Annotated in this window: 22 protein-coding genes, 5 tRNA genes and 1 pseudogene; 22 read left to right on the forward strand and 6 right to left on the reverse strand. The window is 50.8% G+C overall.

Translation table 11 applies throughout. The annotated features are described in order from the left end of the window. Positions 1-2 precede the first annotated feature (2 nt). The 4 genes from PHW53_02100 (at position 3) to PHW53_02115 (ending at position 6,772) form a co-directional block, all read left to right on the forward strand. Positions 3-1,781 (forward strand): pilin, encoded by a 1,779-nt coding sequence (locus PHW53_02100; protein ID MDD4995235.1) that lies wholly within the window; start codon positions 3-5, stop codon positions 1,779-1,781. 188 nt (positions 1,782-1,969) lie between these two features. After that, the gene (gene uvrA / locus PHW53_02105; GenBank protein ID MDD4995236.1) at positions 1,970-4,819 is read left to right on the forward strand and encodes an excinuclease ABC subunit UvrA; all 2,850 of its coding nucleotides are present in this window, start codon (positions 1,970-1,972) and stop codon (positions 4,817-4,819) included. Between the two features lie 85 nt (positions 4,820-4,904). Continuing rightward, a complete protein-coding gene (locus PHW53_02110; protein ID MDD4995237.1) occupies positions 4,905-6,179 on the forward strand; it encodes a hypothetical protein in 1,275 nt (424 codons plus the stop codon). A gap of 2 nt (positions 6,180-6,181) precedes the next feature. After that, entirely contained in the window at positions 6,182-6,772 is a 591-nt protein-coding gene (locus PHW53_02115) for a hypothetical protein (GenBank protein MDD4995238.1), read from the forward strand. A 71-nt stretch (positions 6,773-6,843) separates the two neighbouring features. Here PHW53_02115 and rplS read toward each other — a convergent pair whose 3' ends face one another. From rplS to PHW53_02140, 5 genes are all read right to left on the reverse strand, one after another. Beyond that, complete coding sequence (gene rplS, locus PHW53_02120; protein MDD4995239.1) at positions 6,844-7,209, reverse strand: 50S ribosomal protein L19; 366 nt, start codon at positions 7,207-7,209, stop codon at positions 6,844-6,846. Between the two features lie 158 nt (positions 7,210-7,367). After that, positions 7,368-7,931: an AAA family ATPase gene (locus tag PHW53_02125; protein MDD4995240.1), complete on the reverse strand. Its 564-nt coding sequence runs from the start codon at positions 7,929-7,931 to the stop codon at positions 7,368-7,370. Continuing rightward, entirely contained in the window at positions 7,928-8,842 is a 915-nt protein-coding gene (locus tag PHW53_02130) for an RluA family pseudouridine synthase (protein ID MDD4995241.1), read from the reverse strand. Before PHW53_02130 ends, PHW53_02125 begins: the two co-directional genes overlap by 4 nt. Positions 8,843-8,846: 4 nt before the next feature. Beyond that, the gene (locus tag PHW53_02135; GenBank protein MDD4995242.1) at positions 8,847-10,352 is read right to left on the reverse strand and encodes an HD domain-containing protein; all 1,506 of its coding nucleotides are present in this window, start codon (positions 10,350-10,352) and stop codon (positions 8,847-8,849) included. 90 nt (positions 10,353-10,442) lie between these two features. After that, on the reverse strand, positions 10,443-10,934 hold the full coding sequence (locus tag PHW53_02140) for a hypothetical protein (protein MDD4995243.1): 492 nt from the start codon (positions 10,932-10,934) through the stop codon (positions 10,443-10,445). A gap of 187 nt (positions 10,935-11,121) precedes the next feature. On the opposite strand from PHW53_02140, the gene PHW53_02145 reads away from it, so the two are divergent. The 5 genes from PHW53_02145 (at position 11,122) to PHW53_02165 (ending at position 14,424) form a co-directional block, all read left to right on the forward strand. Continuing rightward, positions 11,122-11,197: transfer RNA gene (locus PHW53_02145), tRNA-Ile, on the forward strand. 13 nt (positions 11,198-11,210) lie between these two features. Beyond that, positions 11,211-12,614, forward strand: coding sequence for a L,D-transpeptidase (locus PHW53_02150; GenBank protein ID MDD4995244.1), 1,404 nt, complete (start codon positions 11,211-11,213; stop codon positions 12,612-12,614). A gap of 45 nt (positions 12,615-12,659) precedes the next feature. Continuing rightward, positions 12,660-12,736: transfer RNA gene (locus PHW53_02155), tRNA-Val, on the forward strand. Positions 12,737-12,912: 176 nt separating this feature from the next. Further along, complete coding sequence (locus PHW53_02160) at positions 12,913-13,878, forward strand: ParB/RepB/Spo0J family partition protein (protein ID MDD4995245.1); 966 nt, start codon at positions 12,913-12,915, stop codon at positions 13,876-13,878. A gap of 126 nt (positions 13,879-14,004) precedes the next feature. Then, entirely contained in the window at positions 14,005-14,424 is a 420-nt protein-coding gene (locus PHW53_02165; protein MDD4995246.1) for a hypothetical protein, read from the forward strand. A gap of 127 nt (positions 14,425-14,551) precedes the next feature. Here the strand turns inward: PHW53_02165 and PHW53_02170 are convergent, their stop codons facing one another. Then, positions 14,552-15,694 carry a hypothetical protein gene (locus tag PHW53_02170; protein MDD4995247.1) on the reverse strand — a complete coding sequence of 381 codons (1,143 nt, stop codon included), beginning with the start codon at positions 15,692-15,694 and terminating at the stop codon, positions 14,552-14,554. Positions 15,695-15,812: 118 nt separating this feature from the next. Between PHW53_02170 and PHW53_02175 the strand changes: the two genes are divergently transcribed. From PHW53_02175 to PHW53_02235, 13 genes and pseudogenes are all read left to right on the forward strand, one after another. Then, positions 15,813-18,536: a valine--tRNA ligase gene (locus PHW53_02175; GenBank protein ID MDD4995248.1), complete on the forward strand. Its 2,724-nt coding sequence runs from the start codon at positions 15,813-15,815 to the stop codon at positions 18,534-18,536. 3 nt (positions 18,537-18,539) lie between these two features. Continuing rightward, positions 18,540-19,754: a tyrosine--tRNA ligase gene (gene tyrS / locus PHW53_02180; GenBank protein MDD4995249.1), complete on the forward strand. Its 1,215-nt coding sequence runs from the start codon at positions 18,540-18,542 to the stop codon at positions 19,752-19,754. Positions 19,755-19,758: 4 nt separating this feature from the next. Next, positions 19,759-20,382, forward strand: coding sequence for a hypothetical protein (locus PHW53_02185; protein MDD4995250.1), 624 nt, complete (start codon positions 19,759-19,761; stop codon positions 20,380-20,382). A gap of 180 nt (positions 20,383-20,562) precedes the next feature. Then, a complete protein-coding gene (locus tag PHW53_02190; GenBank protein ID MDD4995251.1) occupies positions 20,563-20,850 on the forward strand; it encodes a GIY-YIG nuclease family protein in 288 nt (95 codons plus the stop codon). Continuing rightward, positions 20,838-22,514, forward strand: a complete 1,677-nt coding sequence (gene argS, locus PHW53_02195; GenBank protein MDD4995252.1) for an arginine--tRNA ligase — start codon at positions 20,838-20,840, stop codon at positions 22,512-22,514. Before PHW53_02190 ends, argS begins: the two co-directional genes overlap by 13 nt. A 91-nt stretch (positions 22,515-22,605) precedes the next feature. Further along, positions 22,606-23,037, forward strand: coding sequence for a polymer-forming cytoskeletal protein (locus PHW53_02200; protein MDD4995253.1), 432 nt, complete (start codon positions 22,606-22,608; stop codon positions 23,035-23,037). Between the two features lie 3 nt (positions 23,038-23,040). Next, complete coding sequence (locus PHW53_02205; GenBank protein ID MDD4995254.1) at positions 23,041-23,775, forward strand: diacylglycerol kinase family protein; 735 nt, start codon at positions 23,041-23,043, stop codon at positions 23,773-23,775. A gap of 31 nt (positions 23,776-23,806) precedes the next feature. Continuing rightward, positions 23,807-23,892: transfer RNA gene (locus PHW53_02210), tRNA-Leu, on the forward strand. Positions 23,893-23,899: 7 nt separating this feature from the next. Continuing rightward, positions 23,900-24,124 (forward strand): annotated as a pseudogene (locus PHW53_02215) (GIY-YIG nuclease family protein). Further along, positions 24,102-24,223 (forward strand) — tRNA-OTHER (locus tag PHW53_02220). The pseudogene PHW53_02215 and the gene PHW53_02220 overlap by 23 nt, the downstream one beginning before the upstream one ends. 112 nt (positions 24,224-24,335) lie before the next feature. Continuing rightward, positions 24,336-24,527, forward strand: coding sequence for a ferredoxin (locus PHW53_02225; protein ID MDD4995255.1), 192 nt, complete (start codon positions 24,336-24,338; stop codon positions 24,525-24,527). A gap of 1 nt (position 24,528) precedes the next feature. Next, positions 24,529-24,605 (forward strand) — tRNA-Val (locus tag PHW53_02230). An 8-nt stretch (positions 24,606-24,613) separates the two neighbouring features. Further along, positions 24,614-25,093 (forward strand): hypothetical protein, encoded by a 480-nt coding sequence (locus tag PHW53_02235; GenBank protein ID MDD4995256.1) that lies wholly within the window; start codon positions 24,614-24,616, stop codon positions 25,091-25,093. The last annotated feature ends 101 nt before the right edge of the window (positions 25,094-25,194 follow it).

Below are 25,194 nucleotides of genomic sequence, written 5' to 3' on the forward strand. Positions count from 1 at the left end.
TTATGAAGATTTTTGCTATAAAAATCAGTTCAATAGTTGCAGCCGTTTTTTTATTACTCATGCTGATTGCTCCAAACGCAATCGCGGCCGGGTGTTGCTTGGTTGAGCCGACGGAGCAAGAGACAACGGCGAAGAGCCTTGATTGTCCGGTGGCGGAATCAACCGCGGGCCAGATAGTTAGCTTTTTAGCCGATGTCGTTACGATTGGCCAGGGCGGCGAGGAGCTGTCTTCCTATATCATGTGCAAGGGAACCAAGGTTTTTGTTAAAAACTGCTACGATTCAATTAGCGCTGTAGATTGCACTAGCCAATATGGCAAGAATGCTGACTTCGATACCGATCGTTGCGGAGAGCAAAAAATTTATTCGTGCTTGAATTACGAAGCCGCGACGTATAAAGGTCAAACGCTTGTACCAAAAATCGTTGATCCGCTTTGTTGGCCCGAGGATGAATGTATGGCCGGCTGTAAATATGGCGGCTGTTGGCAGGGGACTTCGTCCGAGTGTGTTGAGGGCAAGGGTTTTTGCTATGTTGACTACCCGAATGTTGAGCTCAACGTGCCAATCGGCGGAGTGACAACCGCCCGCGATATTGGAAGCTATATCGCGCTTCTTTATAATTATCTTGTCGGCGTTGCCGTAATAGTCGCGATTGTCATGATTATGTACGGCGGATTCCGCTGGGTGACCGCGGCCGGCGATTCCGGGAAAATTAGTGAAGCCAAAAAAACCATGGTTGGCGCCGTGGTCGGGCTTGTTTTGGCTCTATTCTCATACACGCTTTTAAATACAATAAATCCGGCGCTTGTCCGGCTCGATATGCCGGCGGTTAAAAAGATTCGGGCGATTTATTTTGAAGTTGAACCGGTGCGCTGCCAGGACTATGTCACTAAATATGCCTGCGCGGAAAATAAATATAAATTTAATCTTGAAAAGGGTGAAGGTTGTGAGTGGAGATCTTTCGGCGGGCTTGGGTCGCAGTGCACGGTTAAGCCCGCTCCGGGGACCGGAGAACCCGGTGGCGTCTGCGGCTCGGGAAATAAATGCACAGGCGGAAAATGCATTATGAATATCCGTTATGCCATGGGTCCAATGGCCAGTGACTACACTACGCCAAAGAATTGGTGCAGTAACGGCGAGATGGATATGCCGTGCGACAAAGATGCGGATTGCGGCGTCGGACTTCTGTGTGATCAAAATCTCTACGCCTGCGTCGGTATGGATAGCGGCCGGCCGGTTTCCGCGGCTTGCAAAAATGACGCGGAGTGCTCCTCGGGATTATGTTATTTTGGCCAATGCCGTTCCGGGCAAAATGGCCAGTCATGCGGCGAAATCGGCCTTGAAGAAGGGGATGACGATCTTTGCGCCAGTTCGCAGGGATATAAATGTGTTGAATTCGCAAAGGGCAGCCCCTCTCTTCACAATTGGTATTGTTGTCCGCCGGCTTCGGCATCACGCGGCGGTGAACGGTGTTATGTCAAATGTACCAGCGATGCGCAGTGCGGTGGCGATTTATATTGCTGGCAAGGCAACGCTACGTTCGTATCCGCCTCGGATGCCGATAGAAGCGAGAAAGTGGCTGAATGGGAGGGTGTTTGCTTAAAAAGGGTCGGTTCCGGAGAGCGGTGTCTGAATGATAATGGATGCGAAGAGGGATTAAAGTGCAGCGATAAAGTTGCATTTCAAAAAAGCGATCCCGCGCTAACGGAATTATTAAAGGCGCCGAACGGAATGCTTATTTCATTCCCCGAACCAAAAATAAAAGTCGGCATTTGCAAGTAAAGAAAGCCTTGTCCACTCGCCCCCTTGCCATAGTTTAAATCATGTGCTACAATCTGGATTAACTTTGAATAATCCAGATTTTTGTTACTGGCTTGAAATTTTGGAGCCCGACGGCGAACAAAATTTCACTAGCAGTAACAATCCGCCGAAGCGAAGCGGAGGCGGATTGAAACTAAAATAGATATAAAATGAAGTACGATAAGATTTCCATCAAGGGCGCCCGTGTGCATAACTTAAAAAATATTTCCCTTGATATTCCCAAGAATAAGCTGACCGTGGTTACCGGCCTTTCCGGATCGGGTAAGTCTTCACTTGCCTTTGACACCATCTATGCCGAGGGACAGCGCCGCTACATGGAAAGCCTGTCAAGTTACGCGCGCCAGTTTTTGGAAATGCAGGACAGGCCGGACGTTGATTCCGTGGACGGCCTTTCGCCGACCATCGCAATTGATCAGCGTTCATCAAGCCATAATCCGCGCTCAACCGTGGGAACCGTTACCGAAATATACGATTATCTTCGTGTGATTTTTGCGCGCGCCGGCCGGGCCCATTGCCCGCGCTGCGGCGGCGAAGTGAGCGAACAGACGGTCCGCGACATCGTGAAAAAAATTTCCAATATTACCGATCGCGTCGGTATTATTTTATTATCGCCACTTGTTTTGGATGAAAAGGGCGAGCACAAATTCGTGCTTGTCGGTGCCTCAAACGCCGGATACAAGGAAGTCCGCTTTGACGGAATTGTTATGGACATTGACGAGGCGATCCGTATGAAAAAAGACAAGGTGCGGCGCCACACCATTGAGGTAGTGGTCGGCCGCGTTGGATTCGAGAACGATATTTCCGACGATGCCATGGTCGCTTTAATTAAAAAGGCGCTCGATCTTGGCAACGGCATGATTACCGTGGTCCAGGATGATGGCGAGGAATTCGCCTTAAGCCAGATGCTTTACTGCGCAAAATGTGGCATTAATCTTCCCAAACTTGAGCCGCGGCTCTTCTCTTTCAATAGTCCGCACGGCGCTTGCCCGGCCTGCACCGGCCTGGGCATCAAACTCATTCTTGACGAGGATTTGGTTATTCCGAACAAACGTTTGACCATTGCTCAGGGCGCGGTTAAACCCTGGACGCGCATTGCCGGAAATCAAACTTGGCACATCAAGCTTTTGGAAAAAGTCGGGGAGCGGCACGGATTCTCGGTCAATCAGCCGGTCGGAGACATCTCGGCCGATAAAATTAAAAAGATTCTGCACGGTACTGGCGATGAGCAGTACGAGCTTGAATGTAAATCCGTAACATTTCCGGGCATCCTGAATCAGCTCGAGCAGAAATATAAAGAAACCGATTCGGATTACGTGCGCCGCGAGATTGAAACCTACATGCAAACCCAAATTTGTCCGGTCTGCCGCGGCAAGCGCCTCCGCCCCGAGGTTCTGGCCGTCACCTTTGGCGAAAAATCAATTGATGAAGTCGTAAATATTCCGATTGTGCGCGTCAATGAGTTTTTTGACCAAATCGGAAGCCGCAAGGGCAAAACAAAGAACTTGAAACCTGCGGCCAGCCTCTCCGATGCCGAACAGAAAATTGCCGATCAGGCGATGCGTGAAATTCGGGCGCGCCTCAAGAATCTTCTTGAGGTCGGTCTGGGTTATCTGACCCTCGACAGGAGCATTATGAGCCTCGCCGGCGGCGAATCGCAGCGCGTGCGCCTTTCCACTCAGCTCGGCACCGGTCTTTCCGGCGTTATTTACATTCTTGACGAGCCCACGGTCGGCCTGCATCCGCGTGACAATGAAAAACTTATCCGCACGCTCATGAAACTGCGCGATATGGGCAATACGGTTATCGTGGTGGAGCACGACCAAGCCATGATGGAAGCCGCGGATCACGTGATTGATATCGGTCCGGGCGCCGGCGAATACGGCGGCGAACTTATCGCCCAGGGAACCACGGCGGAAATCAAAAAGAAAAAGAGTTCACTCACCGGCGATTATCTTGCCGGCCGGAAAAAAATTGAGATCCCAAAAAAATACCGGGCTGGAAACAGGCAGGCGATTACGGTGCGCGGCGCTACGGCATTTAATCTAAAAAATATTGACGTCAAATTCCCGCTTGGCGAGTTTGTTTGCGTTACCGGCGTCTCCGGTTCCGGAAAATCGACCCTTGTTCTTGATATTCTTGGTGCGGCGCTCGCGAAAAAGTTTTATCGCGCCAAAACCGTGCCCGGCGAGCACAAAGACATTAAGGGCGTTGAAAATATCGATAAAGTCGTTACTGTGGACCAGTCGCCGATCGGCCGCACGCCCCGCTCCAACCCGGCAACTTATACCGGGGTCTTTACCGTAATCCGCGACCTGTTTGCCGAAACACCGGAAGCAAAGATGAGGGGTTTTGACGCCGGCAAGTTCAGTTTTAATGTTAAAGGCGGCGGACGCTGCGAGCATTGCTCGGGCGAAGGCTATGTCTGCATTGAAATGCAGTTCATGCCCGATGTCTACATTGAGTGCCCGGAGTGCCGCAGCCGGCGCTACAACACCGAAGCCCTGGAGATTCACCTGCGCGAGAAAAACATCGCCGATATTTTGGACATGACGGTTGAAGAAGCGCGCCGGTTCTTTTCGCAGGAACAGCTTATTTATGAAAAATTAAATATTCTGCAGGAAGTCGGTTTGGGCTACATCAAGCTTGGCCAGCCGGCAACCACGCTCTCCGGCGGCGAGGCCCAGCGTGTCAAGCTTGCCACCGAACTTGCGCGCCGCGCCACCGGCCGCACGCTCTATATTCTGGATGAGCCGACCACCGGTCTGCATTTTGAAGACATCAAGCGGCTGCTCGGCGTCCTGAATCAGCTCGTGGACAAGGGCAATACCGTGCTTGTGATTGAACATAATTTGGAGGTTATAAAATGCGCCGACTGGGTCATTGATCTCGGTCCGGACGGCGGAGACGAGGGCGGCGAACTGGTCGCCCAGGGCACGCCGCGCGATATCGTCAAAGTTAAGCGGAGCGTTACCGGTCAATACCTGAAGAAAATCATATAAAAAATCGTCCCGACGTATCGTCGGGGCGATTTTGCTTTAATTGAAGGATTACTGTAAAATATAGATATTATTAAATAATATTATTATGAAAAAAATATTGATTTTTACTTTTATATTTGTCCTGTGTGCCGCTATCGTCGCGCCGGCTTCGGCATTGACTTATGGCAACGCGTATCCCGAGTGGGTTTACTACTGGGACGGTTCGGTTTTTACCGGCCAGACCGGGGATGCTCAAACTGACGTGCCTGGCGATGTGCCGCTCGGCCGCGATACCGCACCCAAGAGTTCGGCGCTTTACATCACCGCCGGTTCATTTGATGGGGTAAATACTTATTTTAATGAGGTTTGGATAAATATTACTACGCCGGGAGAGGGCGGCAGTCCGGTTTGGGAATATATGGGCGACGGTTCCGGTTGGAAGACACTCACGGTTACCGATGAAACCGAATCATTTACTCACGCTGGCTGGGGCAAGGTGAGTTGGACAATCCCCTCGGACTGGATTGGCAGCTCAATTGAAGGAAAGTCCGGGCTGTGGGTGCGCGCAAAAACCGTGTTAGATTACGGTGTCCAGCCGCTTGCCGGGGAGATTAATATTCTTGCGTATAATCTTCAGGTTAAGGTTCAGGATAATTTGGATGCTTCGGTTACCGGATTGGCGGCGGATAATTTCACGCTTTCGGATTGCAGCGACACGGCCATTCACGGAATCAGGGAACTCGGGAGCGGCGTTTATGAGCTCGCGCTTGCGACGCGCGGCGATGATCTGAACTGCAATATCAATGTTTTAAAATCCGGCTGGACTTCTTCGGGCGCAAAATCAACCGGCGATATGGATAATAATCTCATAAGTCTTACTGCTATCCCGTTTGAACTTACCGAAGTTGTGGTGCCCCCGCCAGTCGAGGAGGAAATCGCGTTCGGTTCTCTGGTAAAAACCGAAAGCTCGAGCGCGGTTTATTATTATGCTTCAAACGGCAAGCGTTATGTTTTTCCGAATGATAAAGTATTTTTTACCTGGTATGATGATTTTTCTTCAGTGACGACAATTTCCGCCGACGAGCTCGCGGCAATGCAGATCGGTGGAAACGTTACGTACCGTCCGGGCTACAAAATGATTAAAATTCAGAGCGACCCCAAGACCTATGCCGTGACGCGCGGCGGTACGCTCCGCTGGATACAGACCGAGGCGCTCGCTACGGCTCTCTATGGCCAGGATTGGAACACCAAGATTGACGATGTGGATGTCGCGTTCTGGCCAAGCTATAAATTCGGGACCGACATACAAAGTTCATCCGACTACGGCGCGGCATCGGAACTTACCGCCAACCCGACGATTAATATTGATTTGGGGTTATAGATATGAAAAAATTTCTTATATTCGCAGCGATACTCGCGCTCGCCCTGCCGATTGCGACCCTGACCGCGGTCGGGGCGGTTCAGGAGGTTGAGGGACAAATCATCCACAGCATTGAGGATTTAGATACAGGCAGCTTGGTTAAACTGCCGGACGACCAGAATCTAGAAACCCAGATTGACTCCACGGTGTATTATTATGCAATCGACGGCAAGCGCTATGTTTTTCCGAATGAAAGATGCTATTTTACCTGGTACCCGGATTATGATGAACTGCAGATTGTGGATGCCGCGACGTTGGCTCAGCTTCCGCTCGGCGGAAACATCACCTACAAGCCCGGCGTGAAGATGATTAAATTTCCGAGCGATCCCAAGGTTTACGCCGTGGCGCGCGGCGGTACGCTCCGCTGGGTGACAACCGATCAGCTTGCCCGCCTGCTCTATGGCAATGATTGGTATATCAACGATCTGGAGGATGTTTCAGAAGCATTTTATTTGAATTATCAATCCGGTGAGGATATCGATCAGGAAGGCGACTACTTTCCGTATTACGAGCGCTATAACACCAATACCATCGCGACTGACTTGGGAATATAAAAATCTCCGAAGCAGGGTACTGTAAGGCCGCAAAATCTTGCGGCCTTACGCATGCCAGATCGGAGATTTTTTTATTTCACCGCGACCTCTTTCAATTTTTTCTTGTAGCCCTTGCGCAGATACGTCGGTTGCGCCCGGCGCATGCGGTACTGTTTTATCACTTCAACCTTGGCGACTGCCGGAGCTGAGACCGGAAAAATTTTTTCCACTCCCACGCCGCTCGCTACCTTGCGCACGGTAAAGGTTTTTTTATTGCCCGCGCCGTGGGCGCCGATTACCAGTCCTTCAAAAATTTGAATACGCTCTTTTTCTTCGCCCTTGGCAGACATTTCTTTAATTTTATGGTGAACGCGCACGAGCATGCCGGCCTTAATTTTCGGAAGCTCGATCGCCTCAACCGCTTTGGCGGCCTTTGCTTCCTCGAGAGCTTGTTCAATGGCTTCGGGCGCGGCTTCTTTATTTTCCGCGGCTGCTTCGGTCCCGACGTCTGTCGGGAGCGGAGCCGGCTGATTCTCTTCTTTTTTATCGATTTGTTTGTCGGTCATATATAAAAAAATAAACCATTTATCTTAGGTGTGCATATTGTAGAATAATGTCATGATTTTGTCAATCGTGGCTCAATAAAGCTCCAAACCCGCTCAAAAGACGCTTCCTTCGTCTCGTTGGTCGTGTCCACTATGAGGTCGAAGTGCGATTTGTCGAAAGCATTGATGCTGTAATATTTTTCGTATCGGCGTCGGTCGCTTGCCATGCGTTCGAGATTAGCGGCCATCACCTCATCGACATTACTGAAATTTTTTGATTCTTTCGTCCGTTCTTTTTTTTGCGTTTGGTCAAAAATTCGCTTCGCGCCGACGCGCGGGTCAACGTCAACATAAATTTTTACCGAATGGGGGATAAAATACCAGGATGTCCGGCCTTCAATAATAAAATTGTCCTGCGTTTTACCGAGCTGCTTTTGCCATTCGTCGACTTCAGTATCGGTTGCGGGATCGGTTTCCCCGAGCCGGTTATACTCCTCAAGTGTCATTCCGCGTTTGGTCGCGGCTTGGCGGCGCATTTCGCCGACATAGTAACGAGGCCAGCCGAGTTTTTCGGAAAGCATTTTCGCGATGGTGCTCTTGCCCGAACCGAGCGCGCCGGAAAGAGAAATTATCATAGTATTTTTAAAAATGTATTTAATTCTTCCGGAGGCTCGGATCGGAATTCCCGCCATTTATCAGCCATGTCGTAGAATCCGAGATATGTCGAATGGAGAAAAAGCCGAGGCGCCCGGATTTTACCCGGCCGTTTTGCCCGATATAGCGCGTCTCCGGCAAGCGGGTGGCCGATGGCAAAAAAATGCGCGCGAATTTGGTGCGTACGGCCGGTCAGGATTTCAATTTCCGTAAGTGTGAAGCTCGGAAATCTCTGAATGACGCAGTAGCGCGTCAGCGCTTCTTTGCCCTCCTGGCTCTCCGGTCGCGCCGCCATGCGCGCCCGCCGTACGCTTCGTGCAATCTTAAAATTTATTTCGCCTTCATCCTGGTCAAGCCGTCCGTGGGCAAGGCCGAGATATATTTTTTTAACGGCCCGCGACTCAAAGGCGGATCTCAGGTGCGCGTATGATTTTTTATTGCGCGCGACGACCATGAGCCCGGAAACATCCCGGTCAAGCCGTTGAACAATACCCGGCCGCCGCGGATCGCCAACCTTGGCAATCTCGGGAAATTTTTTTAGTAGAAAATCAACCACCGTGGGTTCGGAATATTTTTCATTCGGCGCGTGCACCACGATGCCGTTCGGTTTATTGATAACGATAAAGTCGTTATCTTTGTGCACGACCGAAATTCTTGGAGTTATTTTTCTTATTTTCTTTTCCGCGAGCGGGACAAGTTCAACTCGGTCGCCCGGCCTCATGGAAAAATGCGGAGTTTCCGGTCGGCCGTTGATCATCACGCCGCCGGACCTTATCATTTTTTGGGCCCGAGAGCGGGAAATTCTCGCAGAGAGAGCTAAGAAAACATCAAGACGCGCCCCCGCGTCTTTTTCTTTTACCGTGAATAAATTTTTTTCGGATTTTTTTGGCATGTGGTTACTCTAAGGACAATAAATATTTTTTTGCCTGGCCCGAAGTTGATATCTTTCCCTCGAGCTGCCGTTCGCGAAGATCGCACAGGATTTCCGCAATGCGCGGGCCGGGTTTTATTTTTAGAATGTTTTGCACCTCGCGGCCGTCAAGCAGGCGCGGCGGCAAGCCTTTGGGAAAACGGCGACGGATGCCGCGGATCCGGTTCTTTACGCCAAGATAATGGACCATGTAGAGATCCACGATCTCTGCCGAGGTTTTACCGCCCCTGATGTCGGCCCAGCAGAGTGCGAGCAAAAGATCGCCCGGAAAGTCAGGGCGCATAAAACGGCTCTCAATTTCAGTGAAGCTCAATTTTTTCGGATCGTTATGCAAAATAAACATGTGTTCGCCCACGAGCCAGGCCAGGCGGCCGGTTTCAATATCAATTTCCGCGGCCTTGTAGCTTTCGAGCCGGAGCCGGTTTGTAATCTCACGGGTGATTTTGGCGCCGGCCGCCGCGTGGCCGGTAAAGCCCGCGTCCTTTGGCGAACCGCCCTTTTTGACCGCTGGTTTTCCGATATCGTGAAAAAGCACGGCGAGTGCGAGGTAGATGGGAATATTTTTATATCCAAATTCTTTTTTGAATTCCGGAGAAGCGATCGCCCGGAGCGCGAGGCGGGTGTGCTCTAGAACATTCCCTTCGGCATGGTATCGCTCCGGCTGGCCGCAGCGCCGCATTGCCGCGGTTTCCGGAACGATTTCCGCAAGCGCGCCGGATTCGTTCCACCACTCAAATGCTTCGGCCGGGTCTGCGGCAAAGCTTTTCAAAAATTCCTTGGCAATGGTTTCGCGCGGCACGATCCAGCTGCCGCCGGATTTTTTATTGATTTCGGGAATTAATTTTTTAATCGCATGCCAGGTCCGGCCTTCAATTTCAAAATTAAGCTCGGTGGTAAAGCGGAGCGCGCGGAGAATTCGTGAATAATCTTCAAGAAATCTTTCCTTGGGTTCGCCGACCGCGCGGATTATTCCGCCACGGAGGTCATTCAATCCGCCGAATTGGTCAACGAGATCGTTAGTCTTCGTGTTCCAGGCCAGGGCATTGACCGTGAAGTCGCGGCGGCCGAGGTCGTCCGCGATCTCGAGCTTCGGATCGCTTTGAACCGAGAAATCGCGGTACGCGCCCGATCCGCGCGCGTGTTCGGTGCGCGGCAGGGCAAAATCAATAAAATCGGCACGGCCGCGCGTGCGGAATTTAAAAACTCCGAAACTGCGGCCGACCAGATTTACGTCGCCGTATTTTGTCAAAAATTTTTTTAGATCAGTTGCCGCGACTCCGCGCACCACAAAGTCAAGATCGCCCCGTTTAGTGCGTCCCATCAGGATGTCGCGCACTACGCCGCCGACAAGATACATCTCGCCTCGGGGAAGTGAATTATAAAAATTCGCAACAAGTTTAGTGATGCCCTTTTTGGCAATTTCTTGCTTTACGATTTTCGCGATTATTTTTGGCGAACTCACTTTGAGCATACTTTATTTTATATTCTACCCTATTTTGCGCAAAGAAAAAAGCCGTTCAGAAGTCCAAGGGGGCTAGAGAACGGCCATAGGCGGGGGCGGCTAGGAAGCATAGACCGGCGAAGTATCGTCGTCGGCCGGATTCGGAAGGTCGCCTCTTTCCAGGGCGTCCACTCCGAGAATCAGGAAAAAGATATTTGCGACGGCGATGAGCAGATACCGGGAGTTCTCGTCTTTCCAGAGCGCCTCAAGCGCCTCAAGCGCATCGTCGAACTTGCCCGGATGCACGGCGTGGAGTGCGGTCTGTAGGGTTTGGTAAAGGCGCGGGGGCTCGTCGTTTATCTTCCGGAAAATCGTCATCATCTCCTGCGCCTCTTCAAGCCCGATCGGGAAATCCACCTCTTTGACAATATCCCAGGCCGGACTTTCGCCATACTTATCTACCATGTTGCCGAAGAATATTTCAATCGCCGGCTCGAAGAATAGTATTTCGCCGATTTTGGCTTTGAGGCGGTTGGCGGTGTTGTGAAGAAGCGGAGCAGAGTCAAAGCAGTTATCTATTATCAATGGCGTTGCGCCACGTCTGTCTTTCATGATTAACTCCTTTTGAACCTGCTATCTAACCATAATACCACTTTTCTGTCAAGTTGTTGACAGTATGAATAATTGGTCTTGAAATAATGCAAAATTATCGCTATACTTTGAACGAGTGACTCCGGGTGCGTAGTCCCGATATTCCGACTGCGTCGGGATCGTCGGGACTCAGATGTTGTTTTTTCACGGGTGCGTAGCTCAGCGGTTAGAGCACAACTCTTATAAAGTTGGGGTCGATGGTTCAAATCCATCCGCACCCACCATAGCATTATCGCCATGTATAAAAAGATTATACAATGCACAATCATTTCCGTAGCTCTGTTTTTTGTTGGCGTTTCGGCAAACGCAGCAGATTCGCGGGATTATGAAGTGCGTGTTTTTAACGGCTTTGAAATTATTGGAAACTTCATGGCCTTTGACAAGGGATATAACGGCGGCGCAAGTATCGCGGTCGGCGATTTGGGCGATGACGGCGTGCCGGAAGTGATTGTCGGTACGGGCCAGGGCAAGCCGCCGGAGATTAAAATATTCCGCCAGGACGGCACCATGGCGTACATGTTTTATGCTTACGCGCCGAGCTACGGACAGGGAGTAAATGTCGCGGTTTGCGATGTGAATCGCGATTTTAAAAACGAAATAATCACCGGTACGCAATTTGGTGGCGGTCCGCACGTAAAGATTTTTGATGGTTACGGAAACGATATTTCTAAGGGCGGCTGGTTCGCGTACAACAAATTTTTTCGCGGCGGCGTGAATGTCGCCTGCGGCGACTGGGACGGCGATGGGGAGAAAGAAATAATTACTGCCGCCGGTCCCTCGGGCGGACCGCATGTAAAAATTTTTAACAGTAACGGCGCCATGGAAACCGAATTCTTTGCTTTTCCGGCAGACAATCTTTCCGGCGTTTCGGTTGCCATGGGTCAGCTCGATGACGATTTCCCGGAAGAAGTCATTATTTCTAGTTTTTCCTACGGCGATCCCATGGTCCGCGTATTTGAATATGGGATTAAGGGTTGGTATGAAAATAGCGAATGGCTTGCATATTCAAAAGATTACAAAGGTGGTGTTTCGGTCGCGGCCGGAGATTTCGATAACGATAAACTTGACGAGATCGTCACTTCTCCAAACGGCGGCGGCGGTCCGCATGTCCGTCTTTTTGATAAATTCGGCAATTCAAAGGGTGAATTCTTTTCTTATGAGAATGATTATCGCGGCGGCGTGCGTGTTGCCCTGGCCGACATGAATGGCGGCGGCGAAGAAATAATTACTATTCCGACAAGCAAACTCATTGCCGGGCCGATCGGTCAGCCAAAGTTTATTGACATTGATATTACCAAACAAAGAATGACTGCGTATGAGTGGGGAATTCCGATCAAGGTGTTTCTGGTGTCCACCGGCCTCTGGAAATATCCCACGCCCATCGGCAAAACGCAGATAAAATTAAAACAACTTTTTAAAGATTACGCATGGACTTACGGCGTTAACCATCCGGACAACTACAATCTGCCGAATGTGAAATACAATCTGAATATTTTTCCGCACGTTTTTATCCACTACGCTTATTGGCATAATAATTTCGGTCATCGTATGAGCCATGGCTGCGTCAATATGCGGCTCGCGGATGTTGAGTGGATTTACAATTGGGCCGAAATCGGCACGCCGGTGGAAACGCACTACTAGGGTTTACAGTTTTTTAAAATTATGATAAAAATGTTGCAGCATTTTGGGCGGCTAGCTCAGCTGGTTAGAGCGCAACATTGACATTGTTGAGGTCACAGGTTCGACTCCTGTGCCGCCCACCAGATAGGTTTCGCGAAGCGATCCCGATTTCCGCGAAGCGGAACATCGGGACGAGCCCACGTACACCCACCAAAGAGACTTTCTGAGAGAAGGTCTTTTTTATTTTTCCTTGACCAAATTTAAAAATTCTGCCAATATTGAGCCAGCACATTTTACCGACACGAAAAGGAGGAATATTATGCGTTCTCGTGAAGAATCTCCGAAGCTGAAGCAATGGGCCAGGATGAGTGGCGGCGCGCCGACAATCATGAGCCTGCCGCTTATCATGATTGATGCAGGCGAGCTTTTCCGCACGCGGCTGAGGTTCGCGGACATAGAAGCTCTGGCCGCGGACATCCGCGAGAACGGTCAGCTTTCTCCTATGCTGGTCCGTCCGCGGGCAGATAGGAAGTATGATCTCATCGCCGGCTTTCGCCGCTATGCCGCTCTTCAGAAGTTGCGAGAGGCGACCGGCCTGGTGCGCATCTACGAGAACATCACAAATAGCGATGCTTTCTGCCTCGCCGTGGCCGAGAATGTCCAGCGCGACGATCTCACGCCACTCGAGAAGGCTCTCATCTGCGAGAAGCTTCATCTTGGGGGCATATCCAAGCCCAAGATCGCCAAGCTTGTCTTTCCGAGCATGGACGATCCTGAAGGCAGGACGGTTGCCAACTATCTGACCATAGTAAAAACCGAGTTGCCGATCCGGGAAGCCTTGAGCCAGGGGAGAATCGGTTTCTCCCACGCGCTTGCCTTGGCGGACGCGGTCAAGTCCGAGCGGGCCAGAGATTACTTCAGGAAGAATCCGACGGCCATTGGGCGAATGATCAACCGCATCGCCATTGACGACCTTTCGGTTCGCGAGATCAAGGCCGGGCTCGCCGATCTACTGCGCGACCGACCCCATCGCGGCCGTCCGGCGGGTTCTGCTTCTTCTAGTTCAAGACCCAGCCGATCCGCGACTGCCCCTTCAGCCCCGCGCTCGGCGCATCCAACATCGCGGCTCTTCTGGAGGGACAATTCTCCGGAAAAGTGGCGCCTTGAGGTGAACTTCGACGGTCGTGCTCTTCGTCACGATCCCGAATCCCTTGAGGAGATTGAGGAGAAACTCAAGGAAGCGCTTGAACGAGTGAGGAAGTTCCGGGAAAAAAATAGCTCCTGACGTGCGGCTGATTAGTTCTAGCTTATCGCCGGCCAAGCCTGAAAAGGTGCGGCCGGCTTTTTTCTTGACCAAATTATTTTTTTCTGCCAATATTGAGCCAGTAAACCCACAGACAGGAGGAGAGCGATGAAGGTTAAAAACCTGGTCAGGAACGCGCGGTTCGAAAGAATAACTAAAGGAGCTGTGACTTTAGACACTCTGACTCTTTCGATGGATCCGTACCCCGAGGTTGAAATCGTATTCGATGGCCATCGCCCGGATTCCGGTTCGTGCCGAGTACTTCTAGAAACATCGAAAAAGTCGGGCGTCACGAGCATGACTTCCTGTTGCGGTCCGATCTCCGGCAAGCCGCTGGAAGGAGCGGGTATTTACGAGGAGCTCTTTAAGCTGACCGACGGTGACGGACCGGTGCGCGTTCAGCTTACCGGGGAGCTTGCGTACGAGGGGGCGTTAGAGGGCGCTGACCGGCGTCTAGGCAGCAAGCCGCACGGCCGTTACGTGCTGTATGTCGTTGAGTGTATTATCTTCACCATCGGTACGAGGTAGGGGGTAGAGGCTCGTCACTCGCGAGAGAAGGGTCGGAGGGAACTTGTCTCAGGCAGAAATGTCTGAGATCTTTTTTATAAAAAAAGCGGGGCATTCCGTTTTGCCTCGCCGGTTTGCGGTAAATTTTTTATTTTCCAGCCATTGCGAGCTGGTTTTTTAGATGCCCGATAATTTTTTCTTCCGCCTGGGTGAGCCCGGGTTCGGGAATCGTAAAATCGGCGCGCAAGTTTGTGCCCCGGCTGCCGTAGGGACGCGCGAGCTCGGCGGCATTGTGCGGTTTTTCCGCGTGCAGGACGCCGCACACGTGATTTTCATGTTCGTATAAAATAAGCACAACCGCCGCGCGGGGAGAATTGACAATCAGTTCGCTTACAATATCGTCAAGATCCGCCGCGCCGGCGCCGGAAAGCGAAAAGTCGTCGCGCGTCAGCATGGTCCAGACAAGCCCGAGCGATTCGTCGGCCCGCAAACGGGCCAAGGCGCGTCCCCAGAGTTTGAGCGTCGGGATGGTGCGGGTGCGGTAAAGATTATGGATAATCTCTTCGCGCCGCGCGCCCAGAGCGGTAAGCTGGCTTGCCGTGGCGAGCGTCTGCGGCGTGACATTCGGCGCCCGGAAGCTGCGGGTCTTGGCGATCATGCCGGCAAGCAGCAGGGTGGCCATATCTTCATCTATAAAATTCCGGTTGATATTGTCATAAATTCCAAAAACCACTTCCGAGGCCGAGGTCGCGGTGATGTCAACATGGTTGATCTGGCCGTAATGCTCGTTCGCCGGATTGGAATCGATGTTGATAATCGGCGTGCGGTAAAAAAAGTCGGAATGGTTGTCGTATGTTTTTCCGATTGATTCAAGGTCCGGCGTATCCACGCTGATGACCAGATCGTATTTATATTCCGTGGTCTGGGTTTTGATGTCGCGTTCCGACCAGGTGCCCCCCTGGGGCGCAAGATAAATTTCCAGAATATCGCCCTTGAGATCATAGCTCAGGTCCTGAAATTTGGTGCGGGACGTGTCCAGCTTGATGACAAACTTATTCATATTCTCCAGGCCCGGTTTTACGACATCAAGATGCGGCAGGAACCGGAGATTCGGCCGCGCGGAATAGTCTTCAAGCAAAAAATCCGGCTGTTTTTCGAGCTTCTCGGCCAGCTTAAAAATCCCAAGACCGGCGGTCAGGGTGTCAGGCTCCCAGGCGCGCCGCGCCACGATAAGCGGCCGCTTGCTGCGCTGGATTGCCTCATAAACCTGTTGTATTTGATTGAGGGCCATTTGTTTTTTGCTAAATCAATATATAGTAATCCCGAATCACTAATCCGTCAAGGGGATTGGGGAGCTGGCGACAGCCGGCTTGAAGTTATGCTGAATTTTAGATAAAATAGTCTCATCTATGAAACCTGAACTCGCCAAGGCCTACGAACCGCAGAAATGCGAGGCCGAGATTTATAAACGCTGGGAAAAGAGCGGTTTTTTTAATCCCGACAACCTTCCTCCGCTCAAGAGCTCCGGCAAGGCAGGCCTTCCGGGCAAGCGGACCGCCAAATTCAGCATTGTCCTGCCGCCGCCCAATGTCACCGGCATTTTGCACATGGGCCATGCCGCCATGCTCGCGATTGAGGATCTCGTGGTCCGCTACAAGAGAATGCGCGGCTACAAAACGCTCTGGCTTCCGGGCGTTGACCACGCCGCCATCGCGACCCAGGCAAAGGTTGAAAAAATCCTGCTCAAAGAAAAAAAACTCTCCCGCCACGACCTGGGCCGGAAAAAATTTTTGCAGGAAGTCGCGGCGTATGTGGAAACCACCCGCGCCGCCATCATCTCGCAGATTAAAAAAATGGGTTCAAGCCTGGACTGGTCGCGCATGACCTACACCCTGGATGAGGCGCGTACCCGCGCCGTGCGCACGGTTTTTAAAAAAATGTACGACGACGGGCTGATTTATCGCGGCGAGCGCATCGTGAACTGGTGTCCGCGCTGCGGCTCAACTCTTTCGGACGACGAAGTGGAGCACCGGGAGACCGAGGGCAAGCTTTATTTCATCAAATACGGCCCGCTCGTGGTGGCAACTACGCGGCCGGAAACCAAAATCGGCGACACGGCCGCCGCCGTCCATCCGGATGATGAGCGTTATAGAAAATATCACGGCAAAGAAATAGAGGTGCCGCTCGGAAAAATAAAGATCAAAGTCAAAGTCATCGCCGATCCGGCGGTTGACCCCGCTTTCGGCACCGGCGTGGTCGGCGTGACGCCGGCGCATAGCCAGGATGATTTCGCCATGGCCGGGCGCCACAAACTCCCACTCGTGCGCGTTATCGGCACCGACGGCCGCATGACCAGCGAGGCCGGGCCGTATGCCGGGCTTGCGTCCGCCGAATGCCGGGAAAAATTCATTGATGATCTCGTTGCGGCGAAGCTCTTGAGCAAAATCGAAGATTATCCCATAAGTCTCTCGGTCTGTTATCGCTGTGAAACGCCGATTGAGCCCCTGCCGTCGCTTCAGTGGTTTGTTGATGTGAATAAAAAAATTCCGCGCCGCGGCAAGTCGTTAAAACAGCTCGCCGCCGAGGCGGTGCGCGAAGGCGACATCAAAATAATTCCGGATCGTTTTGAAAAAATATATTTTCACTGGATGGATAATTTGCGCGACTGGTGTATCTCGCGCCAGATCTGGTTCGGCCATCGCATTCCGGTTTGGTATTGCATATCATGTACAAGCAAAAAAGTAGATAGGACACATGAAATGATAAAGTCCTTGAGCCAAATGTATCCGACCGGTAAGGAAAAAGGGGTGATGGTATCTATCGATGAACCGAAGGTATGCCCGTATTGTGGAGGGTCAGATATTCAGCAGGATCCGGACACGCTTGATACCTGGTTTTCGTCCGGGCTCTGGACTTTTTCCACGCTCGGCTGGCCCGAAGAAAACGCTGATTTGAAAAATTATCATCCAACCGATCTGATGGAGACCGGCTATGACATCATATTTTTCTGGGTGGCGCGCATGATTCTCATGACCACCTACGTTCTTGATGAAATTCCGTTTTCCAAAGTTTATCTCCACGGCCTGGTGCGCGACGAACTCGGCCGCAAAATGAGTAAATCCCTGGGCAACCAGATCGATCCGGTTGAAGTCGCGGAAAAATTCGGCACCGACGCGGTGCGCTTGAGTCTATTAATCGGCGCTTCGCCGGGCAATGACATGAAGATGAGCGAAGAAAAAATCGCCGGCTTCCGCAATTTTGCGAACAAGCTTTGGAATATTTCGCGCTATGTCCTGACTTCCGCGGGCGCGGCCAAGCTCCAGCCCAAGCCGCCGAAGGCAAAAACTCTCGCCGACGCCTGGATACTTTCGCGGTTTGCCCGCGTTAAAGAGCGGGTTGAAGAATTGATTGAAGATTATCAGCTTTCCGCGGCCGGCGAATTGCTCCGGGATTTTACCTGGGGGGATTTTGCCGACTGGTATCTGGAAATTTCAAAAATTGAAAACAAGAAAGACGAAATTCTCATGTTTATCCTTGAGCGCCTGCTCGCGCTCTGGCATCCGTTCATGCCGTTTGTCACCGAGCACATCTGGTCGCAGATTTCCGGCAAAGACCTTCTCATGATTCACGACTGGCCCAAAGACGAGAAGAAATTAATCGATAAAAAGAGGGAAAATGAATTCGGAAAAATTCAGGAGCTTGTTACCCGGGTGCGCAATCTGCGCGCGGCCTACAAAATCGATCCTGCTAAAAAAATCAACCTGCTGATTTCCGCCGGCGCCGATGAAAAACTTTTCACCGAACACGCCGCGGTGATTGCCGCGCTCGCGCGCGCCGAAAAAATTGAAATCAAAAAGAAAATAAAAAAACCCGGGCAGTGCCTCGCGCTGGTCGTCGGCAGGGTGGAAGTATTCATGCCGGTCGGGGGAGTGATTGATTTGGAAAAAGAGCTCGCTCGTCTAAAAATGGAAGCCGAAAATTTACAGAGGTATATTAGGAGCATGCGTATCAATCTAGATAATCCGGAATATTTGTCTAAGGCTCCAAAAAATATTGTGGAACTTCATAAAGCAAACGCGATTGCCGCTGAGGCAAGATTAGAAAAATTAAACCAGCAAATTAAAGCCCTATAAATTATGAAAACAATCATCGACAAAAAAAATATTCAGAGCGTTCTGTCGCGCGGCGTTGAAAACATCTATCCCTCGCGCGAAGCTTTGGAAAAAGCCCTGATGTCGGGTCGAAGACTCCGCATCTACACCGGAATTGATCCGACCGGCGCCGAGATCCACCTCGGGCACGCGCTTTTTCTCCGCAAGCTGCGCGAATTCCAGGAGCTGGGGCATGAAATTATTCTGCTCATCGGTGATTTTACCGCCACGATCGGCGATCCGACCGGCAAATTTTCCACGCGCAGGGTTCTCTCGCCCGCGGAAATCCGCAAAAATGAAAAAGACTACAAAAAGCAGATCTCCCGCATTTTAAATTTTTCCGGAAAAAATCCGGTGAAAATTATGCGCAACAGCAAGTGGCTCGGCCGTCTTAAATTCAAAGACATCCTGGAACTCGCGAGCCACGTGACGGTTCAGCAGATGATTGAGCGCGACATGTTTGAAAAGCGCGTCAGCCAGGGCCAGCCCATCGGCCTGCATGAATTTTTATATCCACTGATGCAGGGCTATGATTCGGTCGCCATGGATGTGGACATGGAAATCGGCGGTTCGGACCAGACATTCAACATGCTCGTCGGCCGCGATCTTATGTCGTCTCTCAAGAAAAAACAAAAATTCGTGCTGACCACGCCGCTCCTCGCGGATTCCTCGGGCCGCAAAATCGGCAAGACCGAGGGCAATGTCATAGCTATCGCCGACCGGCCCGAAGATCTTTACGGAAAAATTATGGCCCTGGGCGATGACGTCATCATGAAGATGTTTGAGCTTTGCACCGATCTCGCCATGGAAGAGATAAATAAAATTTCCGCGGGCCTCAAATCCGGCGCCAACCCGCGCGACGCCAAGATGCGGCTTGCGTTTGAAATCGTGAAAATTTACAATAACGAATCCGTGGCGCGCCGCGCCGAAGAGAGTTTCAAGAAATTATTCCAGGAAAAAGAAACGCCGGAAGATATTAAAGAATTCAAAACCGGCAAAGCCAAAATGAATATTATTGACGCGCTCGTTGATACCGGGCTTGCGGCAAGCCGCGGCGACGCGCGCCGGCTCATTGAGCAGGGCGGCGTCAAAGCCGACGGCCACGTGCTTGAAGGCTGGGATACGGAAATAATGCCCACCGCCAAGGGCATCGTCATCCAGAAGGGAAAAAGATTTTTCGTAAAAATTATTAAACAATAAAAATATGGGGCGGGAAAGAATGATTACGCCGCGGGAAATTTATACCGGCCGTCAATACGAAGCCGATTATTTTGGCGCGATTGATTTGAACGACGAGAAACTGCACGAAGAGATTGCGAAACGGAAGCAGCCGTCGAAAAATCCCAAGTTTGAATATTTCATGACCTTTCGGGACGCGCTTGAAGTGGCAAAAAAATTCCAGCCCATTGATAAAAGCGATCCGGAACGCCATCGCGTTGATCCGGCCAATCCCCGGGCGCCGCTTTTGCGCGATCTCAAAGAGTCGCTGATCGATCTCATGAATCTCGGCGAAAAAGACGCCGATAAATTAAAACTCTATACCGCGGTGAACAGTCCGCTGGACTGGCTGCACGGGACCGACGCCTTTGTTGATTATGACGGCCGCATCATCACTCTTGATCTCACTCTGAAGCCCAGCGCCGAAGGCAAAAAAGCAGATGTTGTTATCACCGGCGAATTGCCCGCGCCTGACGATCCGGCCGAAGAAGATAAATATCTAGAGCGCGTCGGGCAAATCGCATTTGAAATCAAATCCGTAATGGATCTCAAGCGCAAGCCCGGCCGCCCGCAGATTCAGCGCCTCTATCCGCCGAGCGAAGTGGCATAAAATTTTCACCGTCATCCCGACCGGAGCCCCGAGCCGCGTCGAGGGGCGGAGCGGAGGGATCCCTTTCTACTCACAAGAGAAACTGATTTAAAGAGATTCCTCGGCTCCGCTCATCCCGATTGCGATCGAGATTCGCTTCGCTCGGAATGACGATAGGAAAGAAAGCAAAAACAACGAAATATGAATCCACGGCGCATATTCTACGTCTACATCATGGCGAGTCTAAGCGGAACACTGTATATCGGAGTGACGAACGATCTGGAGCGCCGCGTCTATGAGCATAAGAACGATTCGGTGGAAGGATTCACGAAAAAATATCAATGCCACCGGCTGGTTTACTTTGAAGAGATGGACAACATATCCGACGCCGTATTGAGAGAAAAGCAATTGAAGAGATGGCGGCGGGATAAAAAAGAATTTTTAATAAAAACTCTCAATCCGCAATGGCAAGATTTATGGAAAAATTAAAGAAAAATCTGGAAAAAAATATCAGCGCGCTTCTCGGATTAGCGGCAGATTTTGAATTCCGCTGGTCCGCGCCGCCCAACCCCGCGTGGGGGGATTTGGCATTGCCGGTTTTTGAGCTCGCGAAAGCCTCGGGCGAGGAAACTGCCGCGATTTTTAAGAAAATCCAAAGCCTCAAATTGCCGGCTGGGGTGGAGCGCTTTGAAATAAAAGTTTCATACATCAATTTTTTCATTAATGCCAATTTTCTCGCGCACAACATTGAACTTGTAGATAAAAAATTCGGTATGTCGAAGTCCGGCCGCGGCCGGCGCATCATGCTTGAATTTTCCCAGCCCAACACGCACAAAGAATTTCACATCGGCCACGCGCGGAACGCTATTTTGGGCCAGAGTATTGTGAATATCCTCCGCGCCGCCGGCTTTAAAGTGATTCCGGCGAACTACATCGGCGATACCGGCGCGCATGTGGCAAAATGGATCTGGGCCTATACCAAGTTTCACTCCGGCGAGACTCCGGGCCGCGATCGCGCCAAATTTTTGAGTAAAATTTATCAGGAAGCTTCGTCCCGCGCCGAAGAGAGCGAAGAAAATAAAAAGCAGATTGCCGAAATTTTGCAGCGGCTTGAATCCGGCGACCCCAAGCTCGCACGCATCTGGAAGCGGACCCGCGCCTGGAGCCTGGCGGAATTTAAAAATATCTACAAAATCCTGGGCATTGATTTTGATGTTTGCTTTTTTGAGTCCGAGGAAGAAGAGCCGGGCAAAAAAATCGTTGCCGACCTTCTCCGCCGCGGCATTGCCGAGCGGAGCCAGGGCGCGGTAATCGTGAATCTGGAAAAATACAATCTCGGCGCGTTTCTCATTATCCGCTCGGACGGCACTGCGCTTTACGCAACGAAAGATCTCGCGCTCGCGCAGAAGAAATTTAATAAATATAAAATTGACGAAAGCTGGTATGTCGTGGATGCGCGCCAACTCCTTTATTTCAAGCAGCTTTTTAAAACCCTGGAGATCATGGGAATAAAATCAGTCATGCGCCATCTTGCCTATGCCTTTGTCGCGACTCCGGAGGGCGTAATTTCTTCGCGCCGCGGCGAAGTGCCGAGTTTCACGGACCTCTACGCGCTGCTCTGTGCCATGGCCGAAAAATCAACCGCCGAGCGCCATAAAAAATGGAGTAAGAAAAAAATATCAAATGCCGCCCGCGCCATCGCGCTCGCGGCCATCAAGTTCGAAATGCTCAAAACCTCGCGCGAAAAAGAAATCGTTATTGACCCCGCGTCCGCGCTCGCGTTTGAAGGATTCACTGGCCCGTATCTTTTATATTCGGTCGCGAGAATCAACAGCATTTTCGCAAAATCCGGAAAATCAAAAAAAATTCCATGGAATAAATTAAAAATCGCGCTTCTGGAAAAAGAGCTGCTGCTCAAAGTTATGGATTTTCCGCGGGTGATTGACGAGGCCGCGCGTTCGGCCGAGCCGGCGCATCTGGTGCAGTATCTTTTTGATCTTTCCCAGAAATTTGCCGAATTTTATCATCAAATCAATATCCTCAAGGCCGCCGAACCCGAGCGTTCCTGGCGGCTCGCCCTCTCCGGCGCGGTGAAGCGGGTGATGGAGAACGGGCTTGAAATTTTGAACATTGAAACCCTTGATCAAATGTAATATATTGAGAGATACGAATAAGCCAGGGCGGGTTTGACAATTACGGAATTTCTGCTAAAATTAATTACACTTAACAGTAATAAAAAAACATATGTTTAAAAAAGAAGGCGATTTTGGAGGGGGTGAAACAATTATTGCCCAGGGCGTGAAGCTTGAAGGCGATTTTAAGAGCGAGGGAAATGTCGTCGTTGAAGGCGAAGTGAACGGTACGCTCACCACCACGAACGATCTTCGGGTCGGCGAATCGGCGAGGATTAATGCCGACGTCAAGGGCCAGAACGCGGTAATTGCCGGAGAGGTGAACGGCAACATGAAGATTTCGGAAAAGATTGAACTCCTGGCGAGCGCCAAAGTGAACGGCGATATCGAAACCAAGATACTCTCGGTTACTCCCGGCGCCGTAATCAACGGTAAGATAAGCATGGGAACCGAAATGCCAGCCGTGGCTCCGATGGCGCGCGGCAAAAAAGGAGCTCGGGATATTGAAAAAGAAATCACTTCAAGCGAGGATACGGAACTTTAAAATATGTATTATTATGTTTATGACGAGTTCGTTCAGGCTCGCCGGTATGAAAAGGATTTATTTCAGATCGAGAGTCGCTTGACCGATCTCGGCATTTCTGGGAAGATAGGGCGACTTGCCTTATTTAAAGATGCGTGCGAACTGGTTCGCGATGAAATTCGTCGTGGAGCCAAGACCGTGATTTTTATTGGCAACGACGAGACCGTCAACAAAATCGTAAAAATTTTGCCCGAAGTTAAAGCGACATTCGGAATCATTCCGCTCGGTGAAGAAGGAAACAGTATGGCGAAGATTCTCGGCATGCCCGAAGGCATCGCCGCCTGCGATGTGATTTCCGCGCGCATGGTCAAAGAACTGGATATCGCAAAAGTCAATGACCGCTGTTTTCTCTCGCGCGTTGTGATTCCAGATACGACCATTGCCCTGCGTTGCGAAGGTAATTACGCGATATCGCCCTCGAGTCGCGGCGACATCGAAATCCGAAATTGGGGAATCATTGATAAAAAAGAAACCGCATTCGGCAATCCGGAAGACGGACTTCTGGATATCGTGATACACGCGAAGCTCGGAAAGAACAAGGAACAGATTACAAATCTGAAACTCAAGAGCGTGGAAATAAAAACCCGCGAACAATTTTCCATCTTCATTGATCACGAACGCATCAACGGCAATAATTTCAAAATTAAATTTGCCCCGCGCCGCGCGCGGTGGATTGTCGGCAAGGGTCGGCTTTTTTAAAAAAATATTTTACTTTAAAAACTTATTAAACGCCGGGATGGTGGAATGGTAGACACACTAGCTTGAGGTGCTAGCGGGGGCAACCCTGTGGGAGTTCGAATCTCCCTCCCGGCACCAAACTAAAATGTTTTGTGTTTATGCAATTGATAGTTTGAATAGAAACTATATTTATATTGGCATTACAAATAACTTGAGCCGCCGACTCCGACAGCATCAGGGCGGTAAAAATAAAACCACAGCGCCCTATCGTCCATTTAAACTGCTGTACAAAGAAGAGTATAATACGAGAGCAGGGGCAAGGCAGCATGAAAAATATTTAAAGTCTGGCTGCGGTAAAGAGTGGATAAAGAGTAATTTTAAAAAACGCGCTAGCCTGCCTGCCGGCAGGCAGGCTTGAGGTGCTAGTGGGGGCAACCCCGTGGAGGTTCAAGTCCTCTCCGCAGCACCAGACGTATGAATTAGGAATAAGCAAGACCCTGATTCCTGATTCATGATTCCTAATTCCCGCTGCCCATTCGGCATAATCATTTTTTAAAGTATAGCGATTTATAAACAGACATATGGAACTCAAAATAGACAAAGAGCTCTGCATCGGTTGCGGGCTTTGCACGTCAATTTGCAAGGATGTTTTCCGTCTGGGAGCCGACGGCAAGTCGGAAATAATTCCGGACGTCGATCTCGCAAAACACGCCGACCATATTGACCAGGCCGCGGCTTCCTGCCCGGTGAGCGCGATTATATATAAAGAGTAGGGGGCGCGTAGCTCAGCTGGTTAGAGCATCTCGTTTACACCGAGAGGGTCAGGGGTTCGAGTCCCTTCGCGCCCACCAAATAAACTTTGTTTAAGGCAAGGTTTTTTTATTTGCTCCGTCGGTCGGCAATTGACAATCTCGGTAAAATATGTGATTATATTGTGTTGCCGGGATGTTCTCGGCAGGTTTCCCCGCCAGAGGCGGGCAGGCTAAATTCCGGTCTGGAGGAAAAGCAGATGAACGCAGCCATGAAAAAGCTCCCGGCCCATGAGCTGATTCTGAAGAAAATCGAAGACTATCAATCCGGAGTTCATCGCCGCGCGCTGGAGCCCAAGAAACCTCAAAGTGATATCGCGGCAATGATGAATTACGCACGCGCAAAGGAAAGAGAAGGGTTATTCAATATTCTCGTGAGCATGACCCTTCCGTCGGAAGAAGTGCCGAATATTCTCCGCCGTCTGCAGAGTCTTAGAGAGGCGGGGCTTTTCGACGACGATCTCGGTATGCGCACCAAGCTTAACTCAATTATCTCAGAACTTTCCGGCGCCCCGGATACGGAAACGTAGCGTGGATTCATGAATCGCCGCGAATAATCGTTCTTTCTTTCCCGAACTTCGGTTCGGGACATTTTTTGAGGCCATCCCTGAATTTTGTCGAAGGGGCGGTA

Source organism: Patescibacteria group bacterium (assembly GCA_028710985.1).
Classification (GTDB): domain Bacteria; phylum Patescibacteriota; class Patescibacteriia; order JAHJFT01; family JAHJFT01; genus JAQTTB01.